The sequence below is a fragment of the Jejudonia soesokkakensis genome, assembly GCF_042664795.1.
GTDB classification, from domain to species: Bacteria; Bacteroidota; Bacteroidia; order Flavobacteriales; family Flavobacteriaceae; genus Jejudonia; species Jejudonia soesokkakensis.
The window spans coordinates 318,693-340,866 of the sequence record NZ_JBHTBN010000003.1 but is presented as its reverse complement, the minus strand read 5'-3'; the positions used below and the strand labels follow the sequence as shown (position 1 = coordinate 340,866).

Here is a 22,174-nt window from a genome sequence, read left to right as displayed (position 1 = left end):
CTCTATTCTAATTTCAGTTTGAGATTTCTAAGCATCCCATATCTCGCTTTAATTACAGCTAAAGCGCCAAAAGATCTTCCCATATCTCCTATTAAATAATTTTCCATAATTGGAGTCCTTAACAATCCATCATAATCTGGTGTGATGTTGCGGAAATCTTTTATGGTTGCAATCTTATTGTAAAAGTCTTGTACGTCTCCTTCACTAATGACCAGATTCCCAGTTTCTTGTGTCATATAGCTTTCTGGTAAGGTGTACATGATTGGCTCAAATTGATTCTCGATAAACCTCTGGACTGAGCTAAATGATTTTTCGATTAATGGAAAATCAGCATAGTACTGAGAAAGTTGTTTTAGTAATTCTTTGTCTTTAAAGGTGTTAAAAGCACCAGATGTCTTGGCAGATTCAAATGTGGTGTTATTATTGGTTGGATCTGATGCGTAAAAAAGTGGTTCCACATACATTCCAAATTTTTCAATACCCATTTTTATATTTGGATTTCTAACATAGGTTAAAAGGGTATCTAAATATGCTATCCTTTTCGTGTAGAATTTTTGATAGTATTCCAGTTTTGTTTGGTCTTTTTCTAAATCGATAAGGACATTTTCAAAGAAATTCTCTTCAGCTATTTTTTCTTTCCGTTCTTCATTCCAATTATTGATTTGTAGAGCAATGAGAATCCCAATGACTACAAGAACTATTTCGCCAATGGCGTAGAGCAGATATTTGCTGAAACGGTTTTCTTTTATTAAGCGTTGACGGATATGGCGAAAGAATTTTATCATGTTATTTAGGTTTTGTTACCTCAATTATTTTATCAATAAGAGTCTCGGTTTCATCCATCCTAATAATAACTTGTTGATGAAGCCATAAGGCATTATCTAACAAGTTTTCGAACGCTACATTTTGAAACAAGGAATAATAATTGGGTTTTACTTTAGATGTTCCTGACCATTTAAAATTTCCATGGTTATCCATTTCTTTAAAAGAGATATGAGGCAGTAGATAGGGTAGAAAAATGTTGTTATTCCATGAATCGAGCTTTTCCAATCTAATTTTTCTAATTTCGGCTAAAGAATTCCATTGGTAGAGTAGCGTACTGATTTCATCGTCCTTAAAAAGTTTTAATCGTCCATTTTGTACAATACTGTTTACAGCATTATTGGCAAATGCTATTTCGTTTGACGGGAATGATTCAAACAATAAACTATCTAAATTATGCGCTACAAGTTCTTCTTCACTAAGACCAATTAAGCTCATTAATGTTATGCTTGAATTCATAGCTTGTTCTTCGGCGATTTTATAATTTTTAATGGCTCTTTTATTTTCTTTAAACTCTAAATGCAGTTTTGTAATAAGCTCTTCCTTCTCTAAACTAACTAGTCTGTTTTGATTCCAGTTATTAATCTGTAACGCAATCAAAATTCCAATAACCACAAGGATAATTTCACCTATGGCGTATTTGAGATACTTTCCTGTTTTGTTTTCTACCATGAGTTTATAGCGTATGTGTTTGAAGAACTTTATCATTCTAATTTATTTAACTCCTCATTAATAAGCTTTGAACATTCCAAAATGTTTTTCTCTAAACCCTTATAGTTATCAATCATATAAACCCTTAAGTCTTCATTCATAACAATTGCATTTTTAAATTCCACATCATTCTTAAGTTCTTCAAAATTGGTTGGTTTTGCTAACTGTTCACCTGTTACAGAACCTTCCTTTTTTCTGACTTCAATTCTACTTAAAACCGTAGGCATTACTATTTGATATTGCAATGCATGGTCATCCTGAATTTCAAAATCAATAACATTTTGATAATAGAACGAATACAGTTTAGTTATGGTTTTTCTTAAACTGTCATTTGTAATAATTTCTAATCCCTTTGCCTTTAGCGTTTCATAGGCACTGTAGTTAACTACAGATCTTGTTGTATATAGTAAACTACCATAATAGATGTCTAGAGAATCAGAGTATGTAGCGTTCTCGTCAATGCTTTTTATAACCATTCGACAAGCTTTAAGTCTTTTTTCATTAAAACCTATATTAAATCTAACGTCGTCCAAATCGGTTTTTAAATTATTAGCTATTTCATTTAAGTACCTAATTTGTACACTCTTTGTTTGTCTTTCATTATTCCAGTTGTTAAACTGTAATGCGATTAAAATTCCAATGACCACAAGGATGATTTCTCCAATAGCGTAGAGTAAATATTTGCTGAAACGATTTTCAATCAAAAGACGTTGGCGGATATGGCGGAAAAATTTGATCATTCAGATGAGTTTAAATTTTCGGGCATTAGCGAAAGTGTTACATTGATCGCGTCCAAAGTATTTTGTAAATTGGCTATGGAAGCTCTTATATTATCTCTGTTTAACATTAGTATTCTCCAAACATTTGTTTCAGCAAAAAATCGCTGCATATCCTCAACCTCAAGAATTTTCCTAAATTCAAAGTGAGAGGCGTGAGCCTCCATCAACGGTAACCATTGATAGTTAAATGCATATTCAATATCTGACAAAGCTTTATTGACATGATTTACTTTATCATCGTAATAAATTCCTAAACTGTTTCTTAATTCTTTATTTTTTACAGTCTGAAGACCAGCAGATTTAAGTGCTTCGTACGAATTTGTAAGTGATTGAAACCTGCTAAAATGAACGACCTCTCCCAACCAAAGAGAAACACTATCCTTGTTTTTTGCTCTAAGACTATCACTTACTAGCTTCTCTGAGGCTTCAAAAGCCCTTTGTTGCCAGATATTAATATTAATAAGATTAGTGCGATCTTGTATGAGATTTTCTTGAATTTGAGAAAGAATTTCTTTTTCAAATGCATTATTTTTTCGCTCCTCGTTCCAATTGTTTATCTGAAGTGCAATAAGAATACCTATCACCACAAGGATGATTTCTCCAATAGCGTAGAGTGAATATTTGCTGAAACGATTTTCAATCAAAAGCCGTTGTCGGATATGGCGGAAAAATTTGATCATTGATTTTTTTGAATTTCGATTTCTAACAAGGCGATTATGTCCTCCAATAGTTTATCTGCCTTTTTTTGCGATGAATAATAACTATCTGCCGCTATCACTAAGTTTTCAACTAAATTTTCGAACTCTAGGGCTTTTAATAAATCTCTATTATCTACCTTAAAACCTGATGGTGGAAATTTAATATTCCTAGTATTCCTATCGACTTGATCAGCATTCAACCAACTCCCATTTTTAAGAATATAGACGTTTAAAATATCTTCATTTTTATCGACAGTAATAAATCCTTCTTCTAAAATTTCAACTTCTGGTTTCCATGAAGACAATAAGTTTCTTAACTCTGCATTTTTAAATATGCTTAGTTTTCCACTACTCAATAAATCTTCTAAAAAGCCATTTTGTGGGTAATATGGTGCGCTGTTGTAAAGTTCATTTAACCATGCGTTAAACTTGTTCTCTGTGCCTGGGCCTTCTTTACTACCTGTATGATTAAGAATTTGTACTCCAGAAATCATTATTAGTTGCGTATTGTGTTTTATTTCTTCTAATAATTCTTTGTTTTTTAAAAAATCGCGATGAATATTGTTTAAAGCATTTCGTTCTTGTAGGTTAGATTTTCGGTTTTCATTCCAATTATTAATTTGAAGCGCAATCAAAATCCCGATGACTACTAAAAGGATTTCGCCAATAGCGTAGAGTAGATATTTTGAAAACTTGTTTTCTGAAATAAGGCGTTGCCGTATTTTTCGGAAGAATTTAATCATGGTTGGTTAGTTGGTAGTGCTAAAAATACATAAATAATTGATTGTCACAACAAAACAAAGAAAGCTATTGTTCAACCGGTGCGAAGAAATTAGGTATACGGGCGTTGTAGGTACTGGAAGTTGCTGTGCTTTCAAATGGTTTCCAACAATGTGCAGATGCACTTTTAAGAATGCGGGCTTAATATCAATAGAACCAAAACAAAAAAGGCGAAATTTTGTTTATTTTAGCACAGGGAAATACACCGGCTCAAAGTGTACATATGCTTAAAAATTTGAATGATTCAAAGATCAATCCGTGGTATTCTTTAAAAATAGGAGCCTATCTAGAAATTCCCACGTACTATTTTAATGAAATAAAATTTATACGCTTCAATTAATGGCAAAAGAACTTAACGAACAAGAATTACACAATCTGGCAATGAATATTGTAGGAGAAGATATGAAGGCCAACGGATTTGAATTTTTGGGTGTAAATTCGAAGTTAAAAAGAGATCCTCAGTTTGTAGGACTTAAAGACAAAGAATTACATTTTGTGATTGTTCGTGCCGTTCGTTATCCCAAGGATGCTAATGTCTATGATCCTGTATTTATGGAGACAATAAAAAAACATGCAGACTCCCACGAAGCAAAAACGTATTATGCAGGTGTTGGTCTGGGACACGGAACCGATTACGCAAAACCAGTGCTAAAAGATGAAGACTATACCATGGTGTACAACGGACTTCAACAAATTAAATAAAATGCTAAAGAAAATCTTTTTTCTAATGGTCTTTGTAAGCTTGGCATCTTGCAAAGAAGAAGCTACTTCATTGAACGTACTTCAAGGGGATGCGTTTGGAACGACTTATACCATTCAGTATTATGCTTCGGAAACTATCGAGTTAGAACAAGCTTTGGACTCAGTTTTTTACAAGGTCAATAAATCGGTAAGTACGTATATGCCACAAAGTGATATTTCAAAAATTAACGCAGGCGATTCAACCATTCAAGTCGATAACATCTTTAAGGAAGTGTATCGGGTTTCAGAAATTGTATATCAAACATCTGAAGGGTATTTTGACCCAACCATCGGGGTATTACGTAATGCGTACGGATTTGGAGATACAAAGCCAATTAAAGAGATTGATTCAACCACTTTAGATTCGCTGCGACAAATAGTAGGTTTCAGTAAAGTTAAACTCAATAGCGATGGAACAATCACTAAGGAAAATACTAATATCTATTTTGACTTTAATGCGATTGCAAAGGGCTACGGAATAGACTTGATAGGTGAACTACTCGACAAAAATAATATCGAAAATTATGTGATAGAGCTAGGCGGTGAGCTACTGGCTAAGGGAAAAAATCTAGACAAAGATGCTTTTTGGATTGCTGGAATTGAAAGTCCCGAATCTGATTTGGAAAACCGAAAGTACACCGCAAGAATTAGCCTTCAAAATAGCGCGATGGCCTCTTCTGGGAACTATCGAAAGTTTCGAATGGATACACTTTCAGGAAAGAAATATGTACATACCATAAATCCGTTGACGGGAAAAGCCGAACAAAGCGATGTGACGAGTGCGACTGTGATTGCTAAAACGTGTATAGAAGCCGATGCCTATGCTACGACCTTTATGGCTATGGGATTTGAAAAATCCAAGGCATTACTAGAAAAATTGGACGGAGTTGAAGCCTATCTTACTTATAATGATTCGGGGAATATTCCGCAGGTCTATAGCACTGAGGGTATGAAGGAATTTTTGTTGGATTAATTTTTTCTACAAACAGGTAATAACTCACCTTTTGCGAGACGATATTCGTTTATTTTCTCTTCGGAAAGCGTAGCGGTATAATCAACTGCTTCTACTGTAAAACCAACACTTCTAAGTTTATCAAAATAATCCATTCCGTAGATACGTACATGATCGTACTGACCAAAAATTGCAGCACGTTCTTTAGGATCTGTGATGGTGTCATCTTCAAACGTTTTCGCTCTATCATTCTCTAACGGCACTTGAAGAATGGCCATTCCGCCAGGCGCTAATACCCGATATAATTCTTGCATCGCTTTGGTATCATCTGGAATGTGCTCTAAGACATGATTGCAAAAAATAATGTCAAAGCTATTGTCTTTAAAAGGAAGCTTACAAATATCTGCTTTCACATCGGCGATAGGCGAGTTGAGATCGGTTGTTGTGTAGTCAACATGTTGCAGTTTTCTGAAGCGTTTTAAGAAAGCTTGTTCGGGTGCAAAATGGAGTAGTTTTTTAGATGCTGAAAAGAAGTCGGTTTCATTAGTAAGATACAGCCAGAATAATCTATGGCGTTCTAAAGAAAGCGTACTTGGTGATAAGACATTCTCCCTAACATTCTCGTAACCGTAGGGTAAAAATTTTCTGAAAGACCTTCCGTCGATAGGATCTGTGTATTTGTTTCCACGTAAAAAAAATGCTACAAATGGACGAATTACATAACTCAACCTGATAAGGACGGGTCGTGGGATTAAATTCAGAAAAAATTTAAATAGTTTTTGCATCTAAGATTTCTTTCTGCGAAACTCATCCTCTTCATTACTTTCAATCCCTAAAGCTTCATAGATATAATCAAAAGTAGAAAGTAAGTGTGGTTTGCCATCAATCAAGGCTACATCATGTTCAAAATGTGCGCTGGGTTTTTTATCCTGAGTCACAATGGTCCATCCATCTGCCAACTGACTGATCCTACGAGTTCCTAAATTTATCATGGGTTCGATCGCCACGGTCATTCCCTCAACAAATTTTTTACCACGACCTCTGCGTCCATAATTTGGCATTTCAGGATCTTCGTGCATCTTGCGTCCTAACCCGTGACCCACCAACTCTCGTACCACACCGTAGCCATGGTTCTCACAATAATTCTGAATAGCAAAGCCTACGTCGCCTACACGATTTCCAGCTTTAAACTCGCGAATCCCCACATATAGCGATTCTTTAGTCACCTGAAGTAATTTCTTGGTTTCAGCGTTAACTTCTCCAATTTCAAATGTGTAAGCATGATCACCGTAAAATCCGTGCTTAATGGCGCCACAATCGATTGCAACAATATCTCCCTCCTTTAGTGGAATATTTGTAGGCAATCCATGAACAACTGCTTCATTCACACTAGTTAATAAGGTAGAAGGGCAGTCGTACAAACCCAAAAACCCAGGAATAGCATCTTGCGCTCGTATGTATTCTTCGGCCATGTCATTTAGCTGATTTGTAGTAACTCCAGGTTTTACTTCTTTGGCAAGCATCCCAAGAGTTTTGGATACTACGAGAGCCGCTTCGCGCATTAACTCAATTTCTTCGCGTGTCTTAGGTATAATCATAGTGCTTACTTAGAGGGAAAACCAGCTTTTCTTTTTGGGTTTGGGGGTAAGATTCGGAGTTTTTTCACCAATTAGTAATTGGTAAACCTCCCCCCAACCTTTTAATCCGCCAATATTACGATCGTCTATAAAGTAATCAGCATTAATCTTTCGGCTATATTTTGGATCAAATTCTTCTTCGGGGAAACTTTTGTTTACCGTGTAGAATGTAATTCCATTTTCTTTACAAAAGGCAATCGCTTCGTCTAAGGCTTTGCCATTTCGATAGGTCCATAAAATGAGTCGATGTCCTTCTTCTTGGAGTTTTTTTAACGTATCAAATGCAAAAATTATAGGTTTCCCTATTCCAGGATATTCGTCCTCGACAATGGTGCCATCAAAATCTACCGCTATAGTATAGGTTTCGTTCTTCATAGAACGCCAAAATTACAAAGAATTCGTACGATAGGAAAGTATTAGTCTTCGTAAGAATGTTTATACTCTGCACCACTCAAAATCGCATACATATCTTTTTCCAAAGTCTCTCTGGCATATTCTACAAAACGACCAATTTCTTTGCCGTCTCGATAGAATATAAAAGTAGGAACGTGCATAATATTGTAGCCTTTTTCATATTGAGCAGGAGTGTCTTTTTGACGAGACATTGCAATAATGTCCATGCTATCATAGTCATAATTAGCAGCATCTAAAATTTTATAAAATGCAGGGACTTCTCGTTGGCTGTCTTCACACCAGGTTCCCATAAAAGCCTTTATTTTAATGTCATCTAGTAAAGGTTTTAGCATTTCTAAAGTTGTTTCATCAACAACGTAATCTTTAAAATTTTCAGTAAACCAGCTATTAAACGGTTCCATTTGAAAGCCTTCTCGATTGACTTTTCCTTGTAAAATTACAGTATCTTCATCATCAGGTACAGTCTGATTTAAAGGTTCATAAATGCCACCGCCAGTTGATGGAATTGACGTATCATTAGTAGTGTTTGTTTCAGTCGTAGTTTCTGAAGTCGTTGTAGTTTCCGAGGTTGTTTCGGAAGTAGTTTTAGTACCATTACAGGCAACTAATAAAGTTGCAACCGATAGAATAAATAGTTTTTTCATAGTTTCAGTTATATTAGTGATTGTTGTGTCATTGTTTTGGGTTGTGGTAATCCCATCAATTTTAATACCGTTGGTGCTATGTCGCCTAAAATACCATTATTTATTGTTTTGAGTTCTTTATCGACTAAAATAATTGGAACTGGATTTGTAGTGTGAGCTGTATTTGGAGAGCCATCGGGATTTCGCATCGTTTCGCTATTACCATGATCTGCTATTATGAGAGTCGTATATTCATTTTCGAGTGCAACTTCCACAATGCTTTTTGTGCAACTATCTACAGTCTCGCAAGCTTTTATAGCTGCTTTAAATACTCCTGTATGGCCTACCATATCTGGATTTGCGAAGTTGAGACAAATAAAATCAGCCGATTTTTCTCGTATTTCCGGAATGATTTTATCTCGAATTTCATAGGCACTCATTTCTGGTTGTAGATCATAGGTGGCTACTTTTGGCGACGGACATAAAATTCGCTTTTCACCTACAAACGGTTCTTCTCTTCCGCCATTAAAGAAAAAGGTGACGTGTGGGTATTTTTCAGTTTCAGCAATACGAATCTGGGTTTTATTAAATTTTTCCAAAACTTCGCCAAGAGTTTCGGTTAAGTTTTCTTTATCATAAATCACGTGAATGTTTCCGAAGGAATCATCATAATTGGTCATGGTCACAAAATAGAGTGGAAGTGTGTTCATTTCAAATCCGGGATACTCATTTTGTGTCAATACATCGGTAAGTTGTCTGCCTCGGTCTGTTCGAAAATTAAAGAAAATGACCACATCATCTGCTTCAATGGTTGTGATTGGGTTTCCGTTTTTCTGAATAGAAATAGGCGCTATAAATTCGTCTGTAATCCCTTCACTATAACTTTGTCTAATACTTTCTGAAGCATTTTCTGAAGGAGTCCCTTTTCCGAAGCGAAGTAGATCAAACACTCTTTTTACACGTTCCCAGCGCTTATCACGATCCATTGCATAATATCTCCCAATTACTGAAGCAATTGTGCCAGTTGTTTGTTGCATATGTTGTTCGAGTTCTTCTATAAAACCAGCACCAGACTTAGGATCTACATCACGGCCGTCTGTAAATGCATGTACATAAACATGTTGCAGGTCTTGAGCATGAGCTGCTGTAAGCAACCCTTTAATATGGTCAATATGCGAGTGGACACCCCCATTTGATACTAAGCCTAAAAAGTGAATGTTCTTATTATGTTGTTTTGCATAGCTAAAAGCATCTTTTAAAACCTGCTCATCTTTAAGCGTATTGTTTTCGATTGCAAGATTAACTTTTGCCAGATCCTGATAGACGATTCGTCCGGCTCCTAAATTCATATGGCCTACTTCACTATTGCCCATTTGTCCCTCCGGAAGGCCCACGTGCATGCCATGCGTTAGTATTTCTGCATGTGGATATTTCGAATATAATGAATCAATAAACGGAGTATTGGCCTGTGCCACCGCTGAAACTTCATTATTTTGGGTCACTCCCCAGCCATCAAGAATAAGGAGTACTACTTTTTTGTTCATGTAGCAAAGGTAAGAATTAGTCTTAAGCTTATGGATACACAATCTTGTTTCAAGGATAAACTACCCTCCATATTTTACAATGGACTCTTCAATTTTTTGAATTCGATTTTCAGGATCTGGATGTGAACTTTTAAATTCTGGCAATCGATTAGGACCTGCTGCTGCTTTTAGAATCTCCATTACCTTAATCATTTCTCTAGGCTCATAACCTGCTTTGATCATAAACCGAACGCCCAGATCGTCACTTTCCAATTCGTCCTCACGACCGTTCCCTAATAAGGTGTTCATGCCTAACTGTTGCAAAGCTCCACCAGCACCTACAGCAACTTCGGCACCCTGGGCAACAGTTTGCCATACATCGCTGCCTGCAATTCGCTCACTACTGTGTCTACCCAATACATGACCAATCTCGTGCCCTAGCACACCGGCCAACTGATCTTCATTCTCCAGTTTTGAGTATAGTGCATAGGTGATAAAAATTTGTCCACCAGGCAGAGCAAACGCATTAACGGTTTCTGGTTCTGCCAATAAATGAAAGTCGTATTGATATTCAGAGTTGCGAGCTACTGTATTGTCTACCAGTCGCTTTCCCACCATGTCAATATAACTTTGTAGTTGCTGATCTTGATACAAACCACCATATTCTTCGATCATTTTAGGCGCATTGGCAAGTCCAATAGCAATTTCCTCCTCGGTATCCAAGGCAATCGCTTGCGTATTTCCTGTGTACGGATTTTCTTCCATACGACTACAATATTTAAAAAGTCCAAAAGCTACGATGGCCAGACCAATAAATATTCTAACTTTCCAATTTCCTCTCATCTTAAAATCTTTTTTGCCTACCCGAGAAATCGGGAATGCTAATTATTGACTTCTATTCAACTAAGTTACGAAAGTAGTTTGGGATTAATATCCAAAATATTCTCCCGGCGGTAGGTTTCTATAAATGCTTCGGAAAAAAAATCACTTCCATTTATGTTCTCTTCAGTTAGTACCTGTTTGATATCTATTTTTTTATACTCCTGAAGCATCGGTTTAGAAACGGGTGCATAACTAAAATGCCAAGGCTCATATTTAAACCCTTTTCTTTGTGCATTATTGGTGTAGGCTTCATAAAAACCGAAACTATGTGCATGCTCGTTTAGCCATTCCTTTAATTTGCAAAAGGGTCCATTACCATGAAAATGTTGAGGTTGTAACACACTTTCGGGTCTTGGAACTTTTGCTTGTATAATGTCAATATCGGTTCCCCAATGGTGTCTCGAAGTTCCAGGAATGGTAGAATACTCGATAATTTTAGAAATGGCATCTTCAGGAGACAATCCTTGGCTCGTAAACCGACTGTATTTTCCTTCAAAGATTTCTTTTTGTCGTTGAAAGCTTCGGTAGGCAGAAACCACTTCAATATAAATACCGTCTTTTTCTGCAGCTATCTTCATTTTGTCAAGAGCAACTTTGGTGTCTTTGTGCATTTTTGACGTATAACTTTCTCCAACGATATCTGGATTGCCTTTACCTATGAGTTGATCACGGGTAAATTGCTGAAATGTTGCTGCAACCATTACTTTTGGAAGCATAAGTGCCCCGATCGTCGCGAGACTGCTAATTTTTATAAATTTATTTCTGTCCATGTAGTATCTTCGTCTGCAATAAAAGTACCATTATTTTGAAAAATATGAGTGAACTGTTTCGTATTATTCCGGCTTCAGAAATCGATTGCATTATTCCCTTACTTCGTATTCTTGGTGAGGAAAAAGTTTCCGAAGAGCTGCTAAAAGAACGAGTTCAAGAAATGGCACAGCAAAATTATGAATGTGTTGGGATCTATGACGAGGATATGTTAATAGGGTGCTGCGGACTTTGGTATCAAACCCGCCACTATGCTGGGAGAAGTGTAGAAATGGACCACGTCATCGTACTGGAAAGTCACCGCAACAAAGGCATTGGAAAAAGACTAATGGAATATGTATATGAATATGCAGAAAAACGAGGAGGAGCATGGGTTGAGTTAAATACCTATGTGCATAATTTTCCTTCACACAAGTTCTATTACAATCACGGATTTGCAGCTAAAGGCTACCATTTTGTAAAAGATATTTCTAAAAAATAGTCTGCAAATTAGTCCCTGGATTTATCTCATACGCATCTTTTTCCTGCTCAAAAACACGGGCAGTTACGTTTCCATGTAAGATTATGGAATCGCCTTGAACCCGAAACCAACTTCCTTCGCGAAGTCCAACCACCGGGACAGTATGCTGGGTATGAAATTCTTTAATTCTCGTTTCACGTGTTTCCCCCATATGTTTGGTGCCAGAAATTGGATCCAAATAATGCGGATTGATATTAAACGGAATTACACCTAACGTTTTGAATGAAGGTGGATATACGATTGGCATATCGTTGGTTGTTTGCATGCTTACACCACAAATATTGCTTCCAGCACTAGTCCCTAAATACGGAAGTCCGTTAAAAATCGCTTCTCTAAGGGGTTGCATTAAACTGTGTTTGTATAACTCATTAACAAGTACAAAAGTGTTGCCGCCACCCGTAAAAATGCCTTTTGCCTGCTGAAGGGCTTCCAACGGGTTTTCAAACTCGTGAATGCCTATCAATTTTTTATTAATTTTTTTAAAGACTTCGGAAGCTTTTAAGGTGTATTCGTCGTGCGAAATGCCACCAGGTCTTGCAAAAGGTATAAAAATGATTCTATCTGTTTCAGAAAATAGTACTGAAAGAGCATCTTTTAAATAGTCTAAATAGGAACCGCCATACAAGGTAGAAGTACTGGCAATGAGTAGATTTTTCATAGCTTTTTTGAAATAATCGTAAATTTAACAAACAACCAACGATTTGGTTCGTCTTTAAAGCGTAATTTTCGAATACTATGAAACAACTATTACTTATACTCCTGTGTGCGATACCCTTTTTTGTTGGAGCTCAGCAAATTGAAAGAACTCTCGTAAATGGTAAAATCACAGCTCCAGAAGGGGAGAGTGTTGACGGTATCAATATTTATAATACATCTTCACAAAAAGGAACTGTAACCGATGAAGAAGGACTGTTTACTATAGAAGTCGCCAAGAATGATCGGGTACAGGTAACTAGTATTCAATATCAGTCATTTACAATCATCGTTGACGAGGGAATTATTTCTTCAAAAAGCATGAAAGTGTATTTAAATCCAGCAGTGAATCAGTTAGCCGAAGTTATTGTGCGTCCCTACGACCTCACAGGAAATATAAAAGTAGATGTTGGTAAAATTAAAACAGTAGATTTAGATACTGAATGGGCATTGGATTATAAGGCTTGGGAATTTGAATATGGCTTTGTAGATGACGGTCAAACAGCTATTCGAGGGAATAAAGCTGAAGAAGCTTATTACAATGGACAAAAACAAAATGGGGCTAATATTATTGGTGGCGTTGGATTATTGGCACGCCTTATTTTTGGAAAACCCGACAAAAGAAAAACTCCTAAAACAGAAGAAGAAAAGCTGGCTTTAGCAACCAATTTAACACAACGGTTTAGTCCGAGATACATTGAAAGTTTTTTTGGAATACCCCAGAGTAAGGCAGCAGATTTCATTAATTTTCTGGAAGATAAAGGAATCGAAACCAGTCTTCTAAAGTCTGAAAATGAATTAGAGTTGCTTGATTTTATGTTTGCCAGAGCAGATGCTTTTAAAAAGCAAATGGATTAAAATGAAGCAAGGTTTATTTTTGTTGTTATTTTTTTTATCTCTTTCTGTAGGTGCGCAACACAAGCAACTCGAAGGAAAAATTACCAATGAATTTGAAGTTGAAGGGATTCATATTTTAAACACTACGTCTCGAATCAATACAGTTACCAATACCGAGGGTATTTTTTCAATTCAAGTGAAGCTCGGGGACACACTTTTTGTTTCTTCGGTTAAATACATTCCTCAAAAAGTTGCCATTACTGCTGAAATTTACAATTCGACATCACTGGAAATCCAGTTGGAGGAAATTGTAAATGAACTTGATGAAGTTTTTCTAGGACCAAATCTAACAGGCAATATCGAACAAGACCTGAAAAACATTAAAACTGAAAAAGCTTTTAATTTTGATGATGTAGGCATTCCAGGATTTAAAGGAAAACCTGAAGAAAAGATAGTGCCGGTGGTTCCAACTATAGGCTTAGTTACAGCCGTAGATATTGAAGCACTTTATAAACACATAAGTGGATATTATAAAAAGTTACGAATACAACGAAAGTGGGAGGGACAGCACACAGATGCTATAAGGATCATTAATTTTTATACTGCTGCTTTTTTTACAGAAGCCTATCAAATTCCTGAAAATAGAACATACGATTTTATGATCTATTGTATTGAAACTACAGAGCTTCAGAAGAATTTTAAAAATGAAAACTTTGCGGGAGTACTTTCAGTGTTTGATGATAAAAGCAAAGAATATAGATCCAGATTGGAGTTTTCCGAAGAAAAGGAATAATATTTGGTATAGCTATTTAAAATGTTACAAACCTTCGTATTTTTACCACTATGAAAAATTTTAAATATCTAGTGCTGCTGGCAATTTTTCCAGTTTTAATGGCTTCTACATCTGCTCATAAGTTTTATGTAAGTACCACAAATGTAGAATACGTTCCAGAAAAAGCATCCATACAGATTATTTCAAAGATTTTTATCGATGATATTGAAGATGTTCTTGAAGAGCGGTATGGGATTGACATTCATTTAGCCGAAAAGAAAGAAGCTGAAATTGACCGTTCGTACCTGCGAAAGTATATTCTTCAAAAATTAACTGTTTTTGTCAATGGCAAACCAGCAAAACTCACTTATTTGGGTCAGGAATATGAAACGGACGTTGTTAAAGCCTATATTGAAATTACGGGTGTGAAGGACTTAAAATCTTTGGAGATTGAAAACACAATACTCATGGATTTATTCGATGATCAACAAAATATTCTTCATATTAAAACACCTTCAGAAAGACGAAGTATCATCCTGAAACGGGATAATCCTAAAGGATTGTTAAACTTTAATCGATAATTCGTTCAAATCTACCAATAAAGCCTATTTTAGGGGCTTCAAAAATTATCTATAAATAACAAAATCACATGAAATTATTCAAGTATTTATCTTTTGTTGCATTATTTCTAGCAGCAGGAACTATGTATGCTCAGGATGCTGGGACTACAAAAGAAGAACGGAAGCCTGGTCACAAAAATGAAAACCGATTCAAACAACTGTACGAAGAGTTTTCGACTCCTAACGTATATCGTTCGGCAAGTGGTGCTCCGGGACCAAATTACTATCAGCAGCAAGCAGATTATAAGATGAATATCGAGCTTGATGATAAAACATCAAGAATTTCTGGTTTTGAAACAATTACATATACCAATAATTCACCAGACGAACTTGAATATCTATGGGTTCAACTGGACCAAAATGTTCGTGCAGCAGATTCTCCTTCTCCTCTTATTGAGTCGGGCGGAGCAGCTCCAGCAGATCAGGCGAGTACTTTTGTAAGTCAATACATGGGAGCTCCGTTTGATGGTGGATTTAAGATTGAAGCAGTAAAAGATACAAAAGGAGGTAATCTTCCTTACACGATCAATCAGACAATGATGCGTGTTGAAATGCCTAAAAATTTAGAGCCAGGTGAAAAATTTGAATTTTCAATAAAGTGGAATTATTTAATTCCAGATCATACCATTGATAGAGCTCGTAGTGGGTATGAGGTTTTTGAAGATGGAAATAAAGGGTATGTGATTGCTCAATTCTACCCACGTATGGCCGTTTATAACGACGTTGAGGGATGGCAAAATAGTCAGTTTTGGGGCCGTGATGAATTTGCATTGCCCTTCGGAAATTTTGAAGTAAATATTACTGTTCCTGCAGACCACATTTTGGATGCTACAGGAGTACTTACCAATAGAAAGGAAGTATTTACAAAAGAGATGATGAATCGTTATGAGCAGGCTAAAAAGTCATACGATAAGCCAGTAATTATAGTTTCTCAAGCGGAAGCTGAAGCTGCATCCAAAGGATTCTCTACTCAGAAAAAAACATGGAAATTAAAAGCAGATATGGTGCGTGACTTCGGTTTTGCCACTTCAAGAAGATTTATTTGGGATATGATGGCCGTTAAAATCGGAAATAAAGATGTGATGGCAGTTTCTATGTATCCGCCAGAAGGAAATCCATTATGGGAAGATTATTCTACCATGGCAGTAGCTAGTACGTTAAAGACGTATTCTAGAATGGCTTTTGACTACCCATACCACAAAGCAATTTCAGTACATGCGAAAAATCAAGGGATGGAATATCCTATGATCTGCTGGAATTATGGGCGTCCAGACAAAGATGGCAACTACAGTGAAAGAACAAAATACGGAATGATTAGTGTGATTATTCACGAAGTAGGACATAATTACTATCCTATGATTGTAAATAGTGACGAGCGCCAGTGGACTTGGATGGATGAAGGGCTTAATACCTTTGTACAATATGTAGCCGAACAAGATTTTGGTGAGTGGTATCCAGATGCCATCGCTCCTAATAAATCGTATCCTTCACGACGCGGTCCAGCAAAGAATATTGTAAACTATATGGGAGGAAATCAGGATTATATTGCTCCTATTATGACCAAAGGTCTTAACACTTACCAGTTTGGTAACAATGCCTACGGAAAGCCAGCAACAGGATTAAACATTTTACGTGAAACCATTATGGGTCGCGAACTGTTTGACTATGCTTTTAGTACCTACTCAAAAAGATGGATGTTTAAGCATCCAACGCCTGAAGATTTCTTCCGCACTATGGAGGATGCCTCTGCTGTTGATCTGGACTGGTTTTGGAGAGCTTGGTTTTATACTACAGACTACACCGATATTGGAGTGGAGAGTGTTAAGAAATTTTATGTTACTTCAAAAATGAGTAAAGAAGTAAAAGAAATGATGGTAGCTCGTGGGTTAAGTGAAAGTGACTTACCACCATTGGTATATCTTGTAGAGGAAGGTGCAGATGATTTTGAGGAGTCCATGAAAAATGCAACGATTGAAGACATCACTACGTTAAATCAGTATCTCATGGACAACTTTTCGGCAGAAGAGCGAGCAAAGCTTAAAAAGCCTAAATATTTGTACGAGATTACTTACAACAAACCAGGAGGTATTCCAATGCCTATCATCGCTGAAATTAGCTACAGTGATGGTTCTAAAGAGCGTATCAAGTATCCAGCTCAAATCTGGAGATTAAATGATAAGTCAGTAGGGAAAGTAATTGCAACAGATAAAGAAATCACAATGATTGTTGTGGATCCAGACGAGGAAACCGCAGACATTGATACGTCAAATAATACCTGGCCACCAACATTGCAACAAGGGGAGTTTGATACTTTTAAAGAAGGAAATAAGCAATAAAGAATTGCTGAAAGTATAAAATTAAAGTCCTGCTTGTCAAAGCAGGGCTTTTTTATTTAAGGATATTTAAATAGATTAAATCGTTCTCATTTCATAATTACTATATTTGCACTATGATTTCTTCATTACATTTTCTTTTTATCAGCGGAGCCGAAATCGGATTTATCCTATTCGTCATCTTATTGGTTTTTGGTGCAGATAAAGTACCTGAAATCGCGCGCGGATTAGGCAAGGGAATGCGACAAATCAAAGATGCTACCAACGATATCAAGTCTGAAATTACTAAAAGTGCCGAAAAGCATGGTGTCGATATTGACATCACTAAAGATGTTAGAGAACAGATCGATAAAGTAAAAGAAGATGTCGGTGAAATTACAGGTCCCATAAAAAGAAAATTTTAAGTGCTACAGACGTTAAAAGAGTGGGATAGAGAACTCTTTATATACCTAAATAGCTTAGGTATTGAACGGTTTGACGGATTCTGGATTTTTGTGACCCAAATCGAAAGTTGGATTCCCTTATTTCTATTGTTTTTCTTTCTTATTTTTTATTGCTATAAACTAAAAAAAGGAGTTGTAGTATTAGGATTTCTATTGGCTTGTTTTGCTACTACATTACTTGCCACAGACTTAACAAAAGAATTTATCGCACGGTTACGACCCAATAATGTTGAAGCTTTAGGAGAATTGATCAGGATTCTACAAAAGCCTACAAATTATAGTTTTTTCTCAGGCCACGCAGCGACTAGTTTTGCAATCACCACTTTTATAGTCTTGGCTTTGAAGGATTTTACAAAATGGATCTGGTTGGTGTATATCTGGCCCCTAATTTTTGTGTTAAGTAGAATATATGTAGGTGTTCACTATCCCAGTGATCTTTTTGTTGGAGCGCTTGTAGGTACCTTATTTGCGTTTCTTTTTTGGTTTATTTGCCGAAAGATTTTAGAAAAATACAATACCATTTAATTTCTGAAAATTTATCGTACCCTGGAAATCGTCAAACCATCACGTATGGGAAGTATTACGGTTTCTAATGCAGGATGTTCATTAAGAAGCTTATTGTAGAGTAGTAATGCCTTGGTGTCGGCATCATCCTGTGTCACTTTTTCCACCACTTTTCCACTCCACAATACATTGTCACTTAGTAAGACGCTTCCTTTTTTTAACTTCGGAAGGATAAGATCTAAATATAACGGATAGTTCTGTTTATCGGCATCTATAAACACTAGATCAAAAGTTTCAGAAAGGGTTGGGATAATTTCTGAAGCTTCTCCAGTATGTTGGATGATTTGTTTCCCAAGCCCTGAAGCATCAAAATACTTGCGCTGAAAATCGTGTAACTCCTCGTTATGATCTATGGTATGAATTATTCCGTTGTCATGCATCCCTTCGGCCAGGCACAATGCAGAATACCCTGTATATGTACCTATTTCGAGAATATATTTCGGATTAATAAGTTTTGAAAGCATACTCAGCACCCGACCCTGCAAGTGACCGCTTAACATCCGTGGAGCCAATACTTTTTGCCACGTTTCTCTGCTTAATTTTTGAAGTAATTCAGGCTCCGGCTGTGAGTGGTCTTGAACATACTCGTCTATTTTTTCAGGAAGAAAATTCATAAGTTGATTACACGTTATAAGGGTCTCTTTGAGGGCGCTTTAGGAATGTTTTTGATATGAAATTTACGATTGTTACTATGAAGTAATTCTCTCAACAAGTTTTTTCTTGGCAGCTTCATCATCGCCACAAAGCCAACGTATCACATTATCTTCCCAGATAGCATCGCAATCGGTTTCAGAAAGAATTTTTCTCTCTTTTGCCAGATCCAAAATTTTTCCTGGATACGAAGATTGTACAGCGCTTTCCATTTCTCCTAAAGGATATGGGTCATCGAGGCCCATTAACACTTGTTTTACTCCTTGATTTTTTACTAATAATTCCAGTCCGCCCGTATCATGCACCAGTGTATCAAAAAAGATATTCTTGTGTCCCACTGCTTTTCTAGGGTGTGTTTTTCCTTCAAACAAATCTGGTCTTCCATCAAAGCCTTGAATACGTCTACCCAAATTGATCTGTGCTAATTGTCCACCATGGGCAAAACAAGTACGCATATTTGGGTATTTATCTGCGTAGCCATTTAACGTCAAAAAGTGGTAGGCATCTGCGCACTGTGCTAACATCCAGATGAGATGAAAACGCCAGGATGTATTTTCTAATTTGATAAACTTTTCGCCATCATACGGATGAATTTCTACAGCCAGATTATATTTACTTGCCAGCTCGAAAATAGGTTCATTTTCTTCGTCAAAAATACATCGCCAAGTTCCAATAGTATCCATATAATGTGTAGGCAAGCATAGTAATTGCAACCCTAGTTCTTCTACACAACGTTCCATTTCCCATAAAGCTCCTCTTACAAAACCGGGGTGAACGACAAATCCGCAAGTAAATTTAGACGGGTTTTCATGTTGTACTTTCGCATTAAAATCATTTTGAAAACGAAGCGCTTGTTTCATTTCTTCTACACGCAAGCCGTTTCCATAGAGTTGAGAAAGATTAAGTACCACTGCATGATCAATCTTAAAACGTTCCATCCATGCAAGTTTTTCATCTAAGAAAAAGCTAGAGTCTGTCACAGGACGGCTCCAGTCTTTTTGAAGCATAAATTTTCTGTCTTTATCTACCCAGAATATTCCTTTGTCCTTCATAAATTGAGGGATTTCCTCCGGATAGGGAAGAAGGTGTGAATGACCGTTAATGCGAAGTTTTCGTTTCATAAGATAAAGTTACAAACTTTTTGTACGTCCGCCATCGACTGGTAAATTAATCCCGTTTATATAACTAGCCGCTTCACTCGACAAAAATGCAATGGCATTTGCAATCTCACCAGGCTGTGCGAAGCGTCTGGCAGGTACGAGACTGCGCATAAAAGCTGCGGCATCTTCTTCAGATTTGTTCATTTTTTTGGAGGCATTGCCCACAATATCTGCAAGTCGGTCTGTAGCTGTAAATCCTGGGAGCACATTGTTTACGGTTATTCCGTATTGTCCCAGTTCATTTGCGAGTGTTTTGCTCCAGCTAGCCACCGCACCTCGAATCGTGTTACTTACACCAAGTCCGTCGATGGGTTGTTTTACCGAAGTTGAAATGACATTAATAATTCTTCCAAAGTCTGCTTTCTTCATTCCTGGCGCAACCGCTTGTACTAAGATCTGATTACACACCAGGTGCATCTCAAATGCTTTTGTAAATTCGTCTGTTTCCGCAGAAAAAATAGGACCGCCTTTTGGCCCTCCCGTATTATTGATAAGTATATGAAACGTTTTATTCTCTGCCGCTGCGGTTACTTTTTCCTTTAACACTTCAGGATTGGTAAAATCTGCCACAAGGTAGTTATGTTTTTGACCGTCCTGATGAGGTAGTGCTACCAATGTTTCTTTTAGCTTTTCTGCATTTCGAGCTACTAAAGTCACGGTCGCTCCCATGGAAGCCAGTTCCATGGCCGTTGCTTTTCCAATTCCTGCGGTGCTTCCGCAGACTAATGCATTTCTATTTTTTAAATCTAAATTCATTTATTAATTTTAATTCGTTTTATATAATGTACGAAATTGAGAGGGTTATTCCTCATAATGTATACATACATTTTTAGCTTCCGTAAAAAATTTAAGGACCTCAAACCCGCCCTCGCGTCCTATGCCACTTTCCTTTACCCCTCCAAAAGGGGTACGTAAATCGCGGTTAAGCCAAGTGTTTACCCAAACAATGCCTGCTTCCAATTCTTTTGAAAGCCTCATTGTTCGGTTGATATTAGTGGTCCAGAGGGTAGCAGAAAGTCCATACTTTATACCATTTGCCATCGCTAAAACTTCTTTTTCAGTTTTAAAAGGCATAATGGTCACGACAGGTCCGAAGACCTCCTCCTGATTGATTCTGCATTGATCATCATCAACTTCGATGATGGTGGGTTGTAAATAATATCCATTTTCAGCATTAGGGATATTGATGCGTTTTCCGCCAAACAAAATTTTTCCGCCTTCCTCTTCGGCAATTTTAATATAGCTTTCTACCTTTTCCAGATGTGATTTGCTTACTAACGCCCCAATATTGGTTGAACTTTCAGAAGGTAAGCCAATCTTTAATTGTGACACCTTTTTAATGAAATCATTCTTAAACTTCGGAAAAATAGCTTCTTCCACAAAGATTCTGCTTCCGCAGAGACAGATCTGACCTTGATTGGCAAAAGATGATTTTACCGTAACTGCCAGCATCTTCTCATAATCACAATCGGCAAAGATGAGGTTGGGATTTTTTCCACCTAATTCCAGCGATAATTTTTTAAACATAGGAGCGGCCGTTCGGGCAATGCTGGCTCCAGTGGCTGTTCCACCTGTAAATGAAATTGCTTTAATTTCAGGATGCTCCACGATGGCTTGACCAGCGGAAGGTCCCGTGCCATGAACAATATTTAACACTCCGGGAGGTAGCCCAGCTTCGGTTAAAATTTCGCCTAGTAAATAAGCCGTCATGGGAGTTACCTCGCTTGGTTTGGCCACCACGCAATTACCAGCAGCGATGGCAGGAGCCACTTTCCATGTAAATAAATAGAGCGGAAGGTTCCATGGTGAAATACAACCCACTACGCCAATAGGTTGCCGTAGGGTGTAGTTCATGGTGTTAAGCCCAATACTTTCATGGGCCTCACTAGCAAATTGAGTAATCGCATTTCCAAAAAAGCGGAAATTTGCCGAAGCTCTAGGGATATCTACTGCTTTAGCTAATAACAAGGGTTTGCCGTTGTCTTTGGACTCTGCAGCAGCGAGATTGTCAAGCTTTGCTTCAATCAAGTCTGCAATTTTAAGAAGAATTCTACTACGCTCGTCAATGGTTGTATGGCTCCAGGCTGGAAAGGCTTTTGTTGCAGCATGATATGCATTGGCCACATCTTCAGAATTACTATTGGCAATTTGACAATAAACTTCGCCATTTGATGGATTGTAATTATCCAACCATTGCCCTGAAACAGGCTCGGTGTATACTCCGTCGATATAGTTTAGGATTTTTTTCATG

26 protein-coding genes and 1 pseudogene are annotated in these 22,174 nt (G+C 37.1%); 10 read left to right on the top strand and 17 right to left on the bottom strand.

Annotated features, from left to right (window positions below):
* Positions 1 to 2: 2 nt before the first annotated feature.
* Genes ACFQO1_RS08330 through ACFQO1_RS08310 form a run of 5 tightly spaced genes read right to left on the bottom strand, consistent with a single transcriptional unit; the run spans position 3 to position 3,753 of the window.
* Complete coding sequence (locus ACFQO1_RS08330; protein ID WP_380217536.1) at positions 3 to 785, bottom strand: DUF6090 family protein; 783 nt, start codon at positions 783 to 785, stop codon at positions 3 to 5.
* Position 786: 1 nt separating this feature from the next.
* Positions 787 to 1,530 carry a hypothetical protein gene (locus ACFQO1_RS08325; protein WP_380217535.1) on the bottom strand — a complete coding sequence of 248 codons (744 nt, stop codon included), beginning with the start codon at positions 1,528 to 1,530 and terminating at the stop codon, positions 787 to 789.
* On the bottom strand, positions 1,527 to 2,273 hold the full coding sequence (locus ACFQO1_RS08320; RefSeq protein WP_380217534.1) for a DUF6090 family protein: 747 nt from the start codon (positions 2,271 to 2,273) through the stop codon (positions 1,527 to 1,529). The genes ACFQO1_RS08325 and ACFQO1_RS08320 overlap by 4 nt, the downstream gene beginning before the upstream one ends.
* Entirely contained in the window at positions 2,270 to 2,992 is a 723-nt protein-coding gene (locus ACFQO1_RS08315; RefSeq protein ID WP_380217532.1) for a DUF6090 family protein, read from the bottom strand. Before ACFQO1_RS08315 ends, ACFQO1_RS08320 begins: the two co-directional genes overlap by 4 nt.
* On the bottom strand, positions 2,989 to 3,753 hold the full coding sequence (locus ACFQO1_RS08310) for a DUF6090 family protein (protein ID WP_380217531.1): 765 nt from the start codon (positions 3,751 to 3,753) through the stop codon (positions 2,989 to 2,991). Before ACFQO1_RS08310 ends, ACFQO1_RS08315 begins: the two co-directional genes overlap by 4 nt.
* 206 nt (positions 3,754 to 3,959) lie before the next feature.
* On the opposite strand from ACFQO1_RS08310, the pseudogene ACFQO1_RS08305 reads away from it, so the two are divergent.
* The 3 genes and pseudogenes from ACFQO1_RS08305 to ACFQO1_RS08295 all read left to right on the top strand — a co-directional run.
* Positions 3,960 to 4,130, top strand: a pseudogene (locus ACFQO1_RS08305) (DUF4846 domain-containing protein); the annotation flags it as partial.
* Positions 4,130 to 4,492 (top strand): Na(+)-translocating NADH-quinone reductase subunit F, encoded by a 363-nt coding sequence (locus tag ACFQO1_RS08300; RefSeq protein WP_380217530.1) that lies wholly within the window; start codon positions 4,130 to 4,132, stop codon positions 4,490 to 4,492. The pseudogene ACFQO1_RS08305 and the gene ACFQO1_RS08300, both read left to right, overlap by 1 nt.
* A gap of 1 nt (position 4,493) precedes the next feature.
* On the top strand, positions 4,494 to 5,504 hold the full coding sequence (locus ACFQO1_RS08295; protein WP_380217529.1) for an FAD:protein FMN transferase: 1,011 nt from the start codon (positions 4,494 to 4,496) through the stop codon (positions 5,502 to 5,504).
* Here the strand turns inward: ACFQO1_RS08295 and ACFQO1_RS08290 are convergent.
* From ACFQO1_RS08290 to ACFQO1_RS08260, 7 genes are all read right to left on the bottom strand, one after another.
* Positions 5,501 to 6,268 carry a class I SAM-dependent methyltransferase gene (locus ACFQO1_RS08290; RefSeq protein ID WP_380217528.1) on the bottom strand — a complete coding sequence of 256 codons (768 nt, stop codon included), beginning with the start codon at positions 6,266 to 6,268 and terminating at the stop codon, positions 5,501 to 5,503. The two genes, ACFQO1_RS08295 and ACFQO1_RS08290, sit on opposite strands and share 4 nt — an antisense overlap.
* Positions 6,269 to 7,081: a type I methionyl aminopeptidase gene (gene map, locus ACFQO1_RS08285; RefSeq protein ID WP_380217527.1), complete on the bottom strand. Its 813-nt coding sequence runs from the start codon at positions 7,079 to 7,081 to the stop codon at positions 6,269 to 6,271.
* A gap of 9 nt (positions 7,082 to 7,090) precedes the next feature.
* The gene (locus ACFQO1_RS08280) at positions 7,091 to 7,495 is read right to left on the bottom strand and encodes a BT0820 family HAD-type phosphatase (RefSeq protein ID WP_380217526.1); all 405 of its coding nucleotides are present in this window, start codon (positions 7,493 to 7,495) and stop codon (positions 7,091 to 7,093) included.
* Between the two features lie 41 nt (positions 7,496 to 7,536).
* Complete coding sequence (locus tag ACFQO1_RS08275; RefSeq protein WP_380217525.1) at positions 7,537 to 8,178, bottom strand: thioredoxin family protein; 642 nt, start codon at positions 8,176 to 8,178, stop codon at positions 7,537 to 7,539.
* An 8-nt stretch (positions 8,179 to 8,186) separates the two neighbouring features.
* On the bottom strand, positions 8,187 to 9,701 hold the full coding sequence (gene gpmI / locus ACFQO1_RS08270; RefSeq protein ID WP_380217524.1) for a 2,3-bisphosphoglycerate-independent phosphoglycerate mutase: 1,515 nt from the start codon (positions 9,699 to 9,701) through the stop codon (positions 8,187 to 8,189).
* A gap of 60 nt (positions 9,702 to 9,761) precedes the next feature.
* On the bottom strand, positions 9,762 to 10,523 hold the full coding sequence (locus tag ACFQO1_RS08265; RefSeq protein WP_380217523.1) for a M48 family metalloprotease: 762 nt from the start codon (positions 10,521 to 10,523) through the stop codon (positions 9,762 to 9,764).
* Between the two features lie 65 nt (positions 10,524 to 10,588).
* Complete coding sequence (locus tag ACFQO1_RS08260) at positions 10,589 to 11,332, bottom strand: M15 family metallopeptidase (protein WP_380217522.1); 744 nt, start codon at positions 11,330 to 11,332, stop codon at positions 10,589 to 10,591.
* Between the two features lie 44 nt (positions 11,333 to 11,376).
* Here ACFQO1_RS08260 and ACFQO1_RS08255 point away from each other — a divergent pair, with 44 nt between their 5' ends.
* On the top strand, positions 11,377 to 11,811 hold the full coding sequence (locus ACFQO1_RS08255) for a GNAT family N-acetyltransferase (protein ID WP_380217521.1): 435 nt from the start codon (positions 11,377 to 11,379) through the stop codon (positions 11,809 to 11,811).
* Here ACFQO1_RS08255 and pepE read toward each other — a convergent pair.
* Positions 11,801 to 12,508 (bottom strand): dipeptidase PepE, encoded by a 708-nt coding sequence (gene pepE, locus ACFQO1_RS08250; RefSeq protein WP_380217520.1) that lies wholly within the window; start codon positions 12,506 to 12,508, stop codon positions 11,801 to 11,803. The two genes, ACFQO1_RS08255 and pepE, sit on opposite strands and share 11 nt — an antisense overlap.
* A gap of 77 nt (positions 12,509 to 12,585) precedes the next feature.
* Between pepE and ACFQO1_RS08245 the strand changes: the two genes are divergently transcribed.
* The 6 genes from ACFQO1_RS08245 to ACFQO1_RS08220 all read left to right on the top strand — a co-directional run bounded on the left by ACFQO1_RS08245 (position 12,586) and on the right by ACFQO1_RS08220 (position 18,073).
* Positions 12,586 to 13,401 carry a carboxypeptidase-like regulatory domain-containing protein gene (locus ACFQO1_RS08245; protein ID WP_380217519.1) on the top strand — a complete coding sequence of 272 codons (816 nt, stop codon included), beginning with the start codon at positions 12,586 to 12,588 and terminating at the stop codon, positions 13,399 to 13,401.
* A 1-nt stretch (position 13,402) separates the two neighbouring features.
* The gene (locus ACFQO1_RS08240) at positions 13,403 to 14,173 is read left to right on the top strand and encodes a carboxypeptidase-like regulatory domain-containing protein (protein ID WP_380217518.1); all 771 of its coding nucleotides are present in this window, start codon (positions 13,403 to 13,405) and stop codon (positions 14,171 to 14,173) included.
* 50 nt (positions 14,174 to 14,223) lie between these two features.
* Positions 14,224 to 14,733 carry a DUF6702 family protein gene (locus ACFQO1_RS08235; protein ID WP_380217517.1) on the top strand — a complete coding sequence of 170 codons (510 nt, stop codon included), beginning with the start codon at positions 14,224 to 14,226 and terminating at the stop codon, positions 14,731 to 14,733.
* A gap of 68 nt (positions 14,734 to 14,801) precedes the next feature.
* On the top strand, positions 14,802 to 17,108 hold the full coding sequence (locus tag ACFQO1_RS08230) for a M1 family metallopeptidase (RefSeq protein ID WP_380217516.1): 2,307 nt from the start codon (positions 14,802 to 14,804) through the stop codon (positions 17,106 to 17,108).
* A gap of 113 nt (positions 17,109 to 17,221) precedes the next feature.
* A complete protein-coding gene (locus ACFQO1_RS08225; RefSeq protein WP_380217515.1) occupies positions 17,222 to 17,509 on the top strand; it encodes a Sec-independent protein translocase subunit TatA/TatB in 288 nt (95 codons plus the stop codon).
* Positions 17,510 to 18,073 (top strand): phosphatase PAP2 family protein, encoded by a 564-nt coding sequence (locus ACFQO1_RS08220; protein ID WP_380217514.1) that lies wholly within the window; start codon positions 17,510 to 17,512, stop codon positions 18,071 to 18,073.
* 11 nt (positions 18,074 to 18,084) lie between these two features.
* Here ACFQO1_RS08220 and ACFQO1_RS08215 read toward each other — a convergent pair whose 3' ends face one another.
* From ACFQO1_RS08215 to ACFQO1_RS08200, 4 genes are all read right to left on the bottom strand, one after another.
* Entirely contained in the window at positions 18,085 to 18,726 is a 642-nt protein-coding gene (locus ACFQO1_RS08215; protein WP_380217513.1) for an O-methyltransferase, read from the bottom strand.
* Between the two features lie 75 nt (positions 18,727 to 18,801).
* Positions 18,802 to 19,884 (bottom strand): amidohydrolase family protein, encoded by a 1,083-nt coding sequence (locus ACFQO1_RS08210; RefSeq protein WP_380217512.1) that lies wholly within the window; start codon positions 19,882 to 19,884, stop codon positions 18,802 to 18,804.
* A 9-nt stretch (positions 19,885 to 19,893) separates the two neighbouring features.
* Positions 19,894 to 20,679 carry an SDR family oxidoreductase gene (locus ACFQO1_RS08205; protein WP_380217511.1) on the bottom strand — a complete coding sequence of 262 codons (786 nt, stop codon included), beginning with the start codon at positions 20,677 to 20,679 and terminating at the stop codon, positions 19,894 to 19,896.
* 45 nt (positions 20,680 to 20,724) lie between these two features.
* Entirely contained in the window at positions 20,725 to 22,173 is a 1,449-nt protein-coding gene (locus tag ACFQO1_RS08200) for an aldehyde dehydrogenase (protein WP_380217510.1), read from the bottom strand.
* Position 22,174 lies beyond the last annotated feature (1 nt).

Bases quoted from the DNA above. Each gene is read 5' to 3' on its own strand.
- ACFQO1_RS08330 (WP_380217536.1), bottom strand. From the start codon at position 785: ATGATAAAATTCTTTCGCCATATCCGTCAACGCTTAATAAAAGAAAAC.
- ACFQO1_RS08325 (WP_380217535.1), bottom strand. From the start codon at position 1,530: ATGATAAAGTTCTTCAAACACATACGCTATAAACTCATGGTAGAAAAC.
- ACFQO1_RS08320 (WP_380217534.1), bottom strand. From the start codon at position 2,273: ATGATCAAATTTTTCCGCCATATCCGCCAACGTCTTTTGATTGAAAAT.
- ACFQO1_RS08315 (WP_380217532.1), bottom strand. From the start codon at position 2,992: ATGATCAAATTTTTCCGCCATATCCGACAACGGCTTTTGATTGAAAAT.
- ACFQO1_RS08310 (WP_380217531.1), bottom strand. From the start codon at position 3,753: ATGATTAAATTCTTCCGAAAAATACGGCAACGCCTTATTTCAGAAAAC.
- ACFQO1_RS08300 (WP_380217530.1), top strand. From the start codon at position 4,130: ATGGCAAAAGAACTTAACGAACAAGAATTACACAATCTGGCAATGAAT.
- ACFQO1_RS08295 (WP_380217529.1), top strand. From the start codon at position 4,494: ATGCTAAAGAAAATCTTTTTTCTAATGGTCTTTGTAAGCTTGGCATCT.
- ACFQO1_RS08290 (WP_380217528.1), bottom strand. From the start codon at position 6,268: ATGCAAAAACTATTTAAATTTTTTCTGAATTTAATCCCACGACCCGTC.
- map (WP_380217527.1), bottom strand. From the start codon at position 7,081: ATGATTATACCTAAGACACGCGAAGAAATTGAGTTAATGCGCGAAGCG.
- ACFQO1_RS08280 (WP_380217526.1), bottom strand. From the start codon at position 7,495: ATGAAGAACGAAACCTATACTATAGCGGTAGATTTTGATGGCACCATT.
- ACFQO1_RS08275 (WP_380217525.1), bottom strand. From the start codon at position 8,178: ATGAAAAAACTATTTATTCTATCGGTTGCAACTTTATTAGTTGCCTGT.
- gpmI (WP_380217524.1), bottom strand. From the start codon at position 9,701: ATGAACAAAAAAGTAGTACTCCTTATTCTTGATGGCTGGGGAGTGACC.
- ACFQO1_RS08265 (WP_380217523.1), bottom strand. From the start codon at position 10,523: ATGAGAGGAAATTGGAAAGTTAGAATATTTATTGGTCTGGCCATCGTA.
- ACFQO1_RS08260 (WP_380217522.1), bottom strand. From the start codon at position 11,332: ATGGACAGAAATAAATTTATAAAAATTAGCAGTCTCGCGACGATCGGG.
- ACFQO1_RS08255 (WP_380217521.1), top strand. From the start codon at position 11,377: ATGAGTGAACTGTTTCGTATTATTCCGGCTTCAGAAATCGATTGCATT.
- pepE (WP_380217520.1), bottom strand. From the start codon at position 12,508: ATGAAAAATCTACTCATTGCCAGTACTTCTACCTTGTATGGCGGTTCC.
- ACFQO1_RS08245 (WP_380217519.1), top strand. From the start codon at position 12,586: ATGAAACAACTATTACTTATACTCCTGTGTGCGATACCCTTTTTTGTT.
- ACFQO1_RS08240 (WP_380217518.1), top strand. From the start codon at position 13,403: ATGAAGCAAGGTTTATTTTTGTTGTTATTTTTTTTATCTCTTTCTGTA.
- ACFQO1_RS08235 (WP_380217517.1), top strand. From the start codon at position 14,224: ATGAAAAATTTTAAATATCTAGTGCTGCTGGCAATTTTTCCAGTTTTA.
- ACFQO1_RS08230 (WP_380217516.1), top strand. From the start codon at position 14,802: ATGAAATTATTCAAGTATTTATCTTTTGTTGCATTATTTCTAGCAGCA.
- ACFQO1_RS08225 (WP_380217515.1), top strand. From the start codon at position 17,222: ATGATTTCTTCATTACATTTTCTTTTTATCAGCGGAGCCGAAATCGGA.
- ACFQO1_RS08215 (WP_380217513.1), bottom strand. From the start codon at position 18,726: ATGAATTTTCTTCCTGAAAAAATAGACGAGTATGTTCAAGACCACTCA.
- ACFQO1_RS08210 (WP_380217512.1), bottom strand. From the start codon at position 19,884: ATGAAACGAAAACTTCGCATTAACGGTCATTCACACCTTCTTCCCTAT.
- ACFQO1_RS08205 (WP_380217511.1), bottom strand. From the start codon at position 20,679: ATGAATTTAGATTTAAAAAATAGAAATGCATTAGTCTGCGGAAGCACC.
- ACFQO1_RS08200 (WP_380217510.1), bottom strand. From the start codon at position 22,173: ATGAAAAAAATCCTAAACTATATCGACGGAGTATACACCGAGCCTGTT.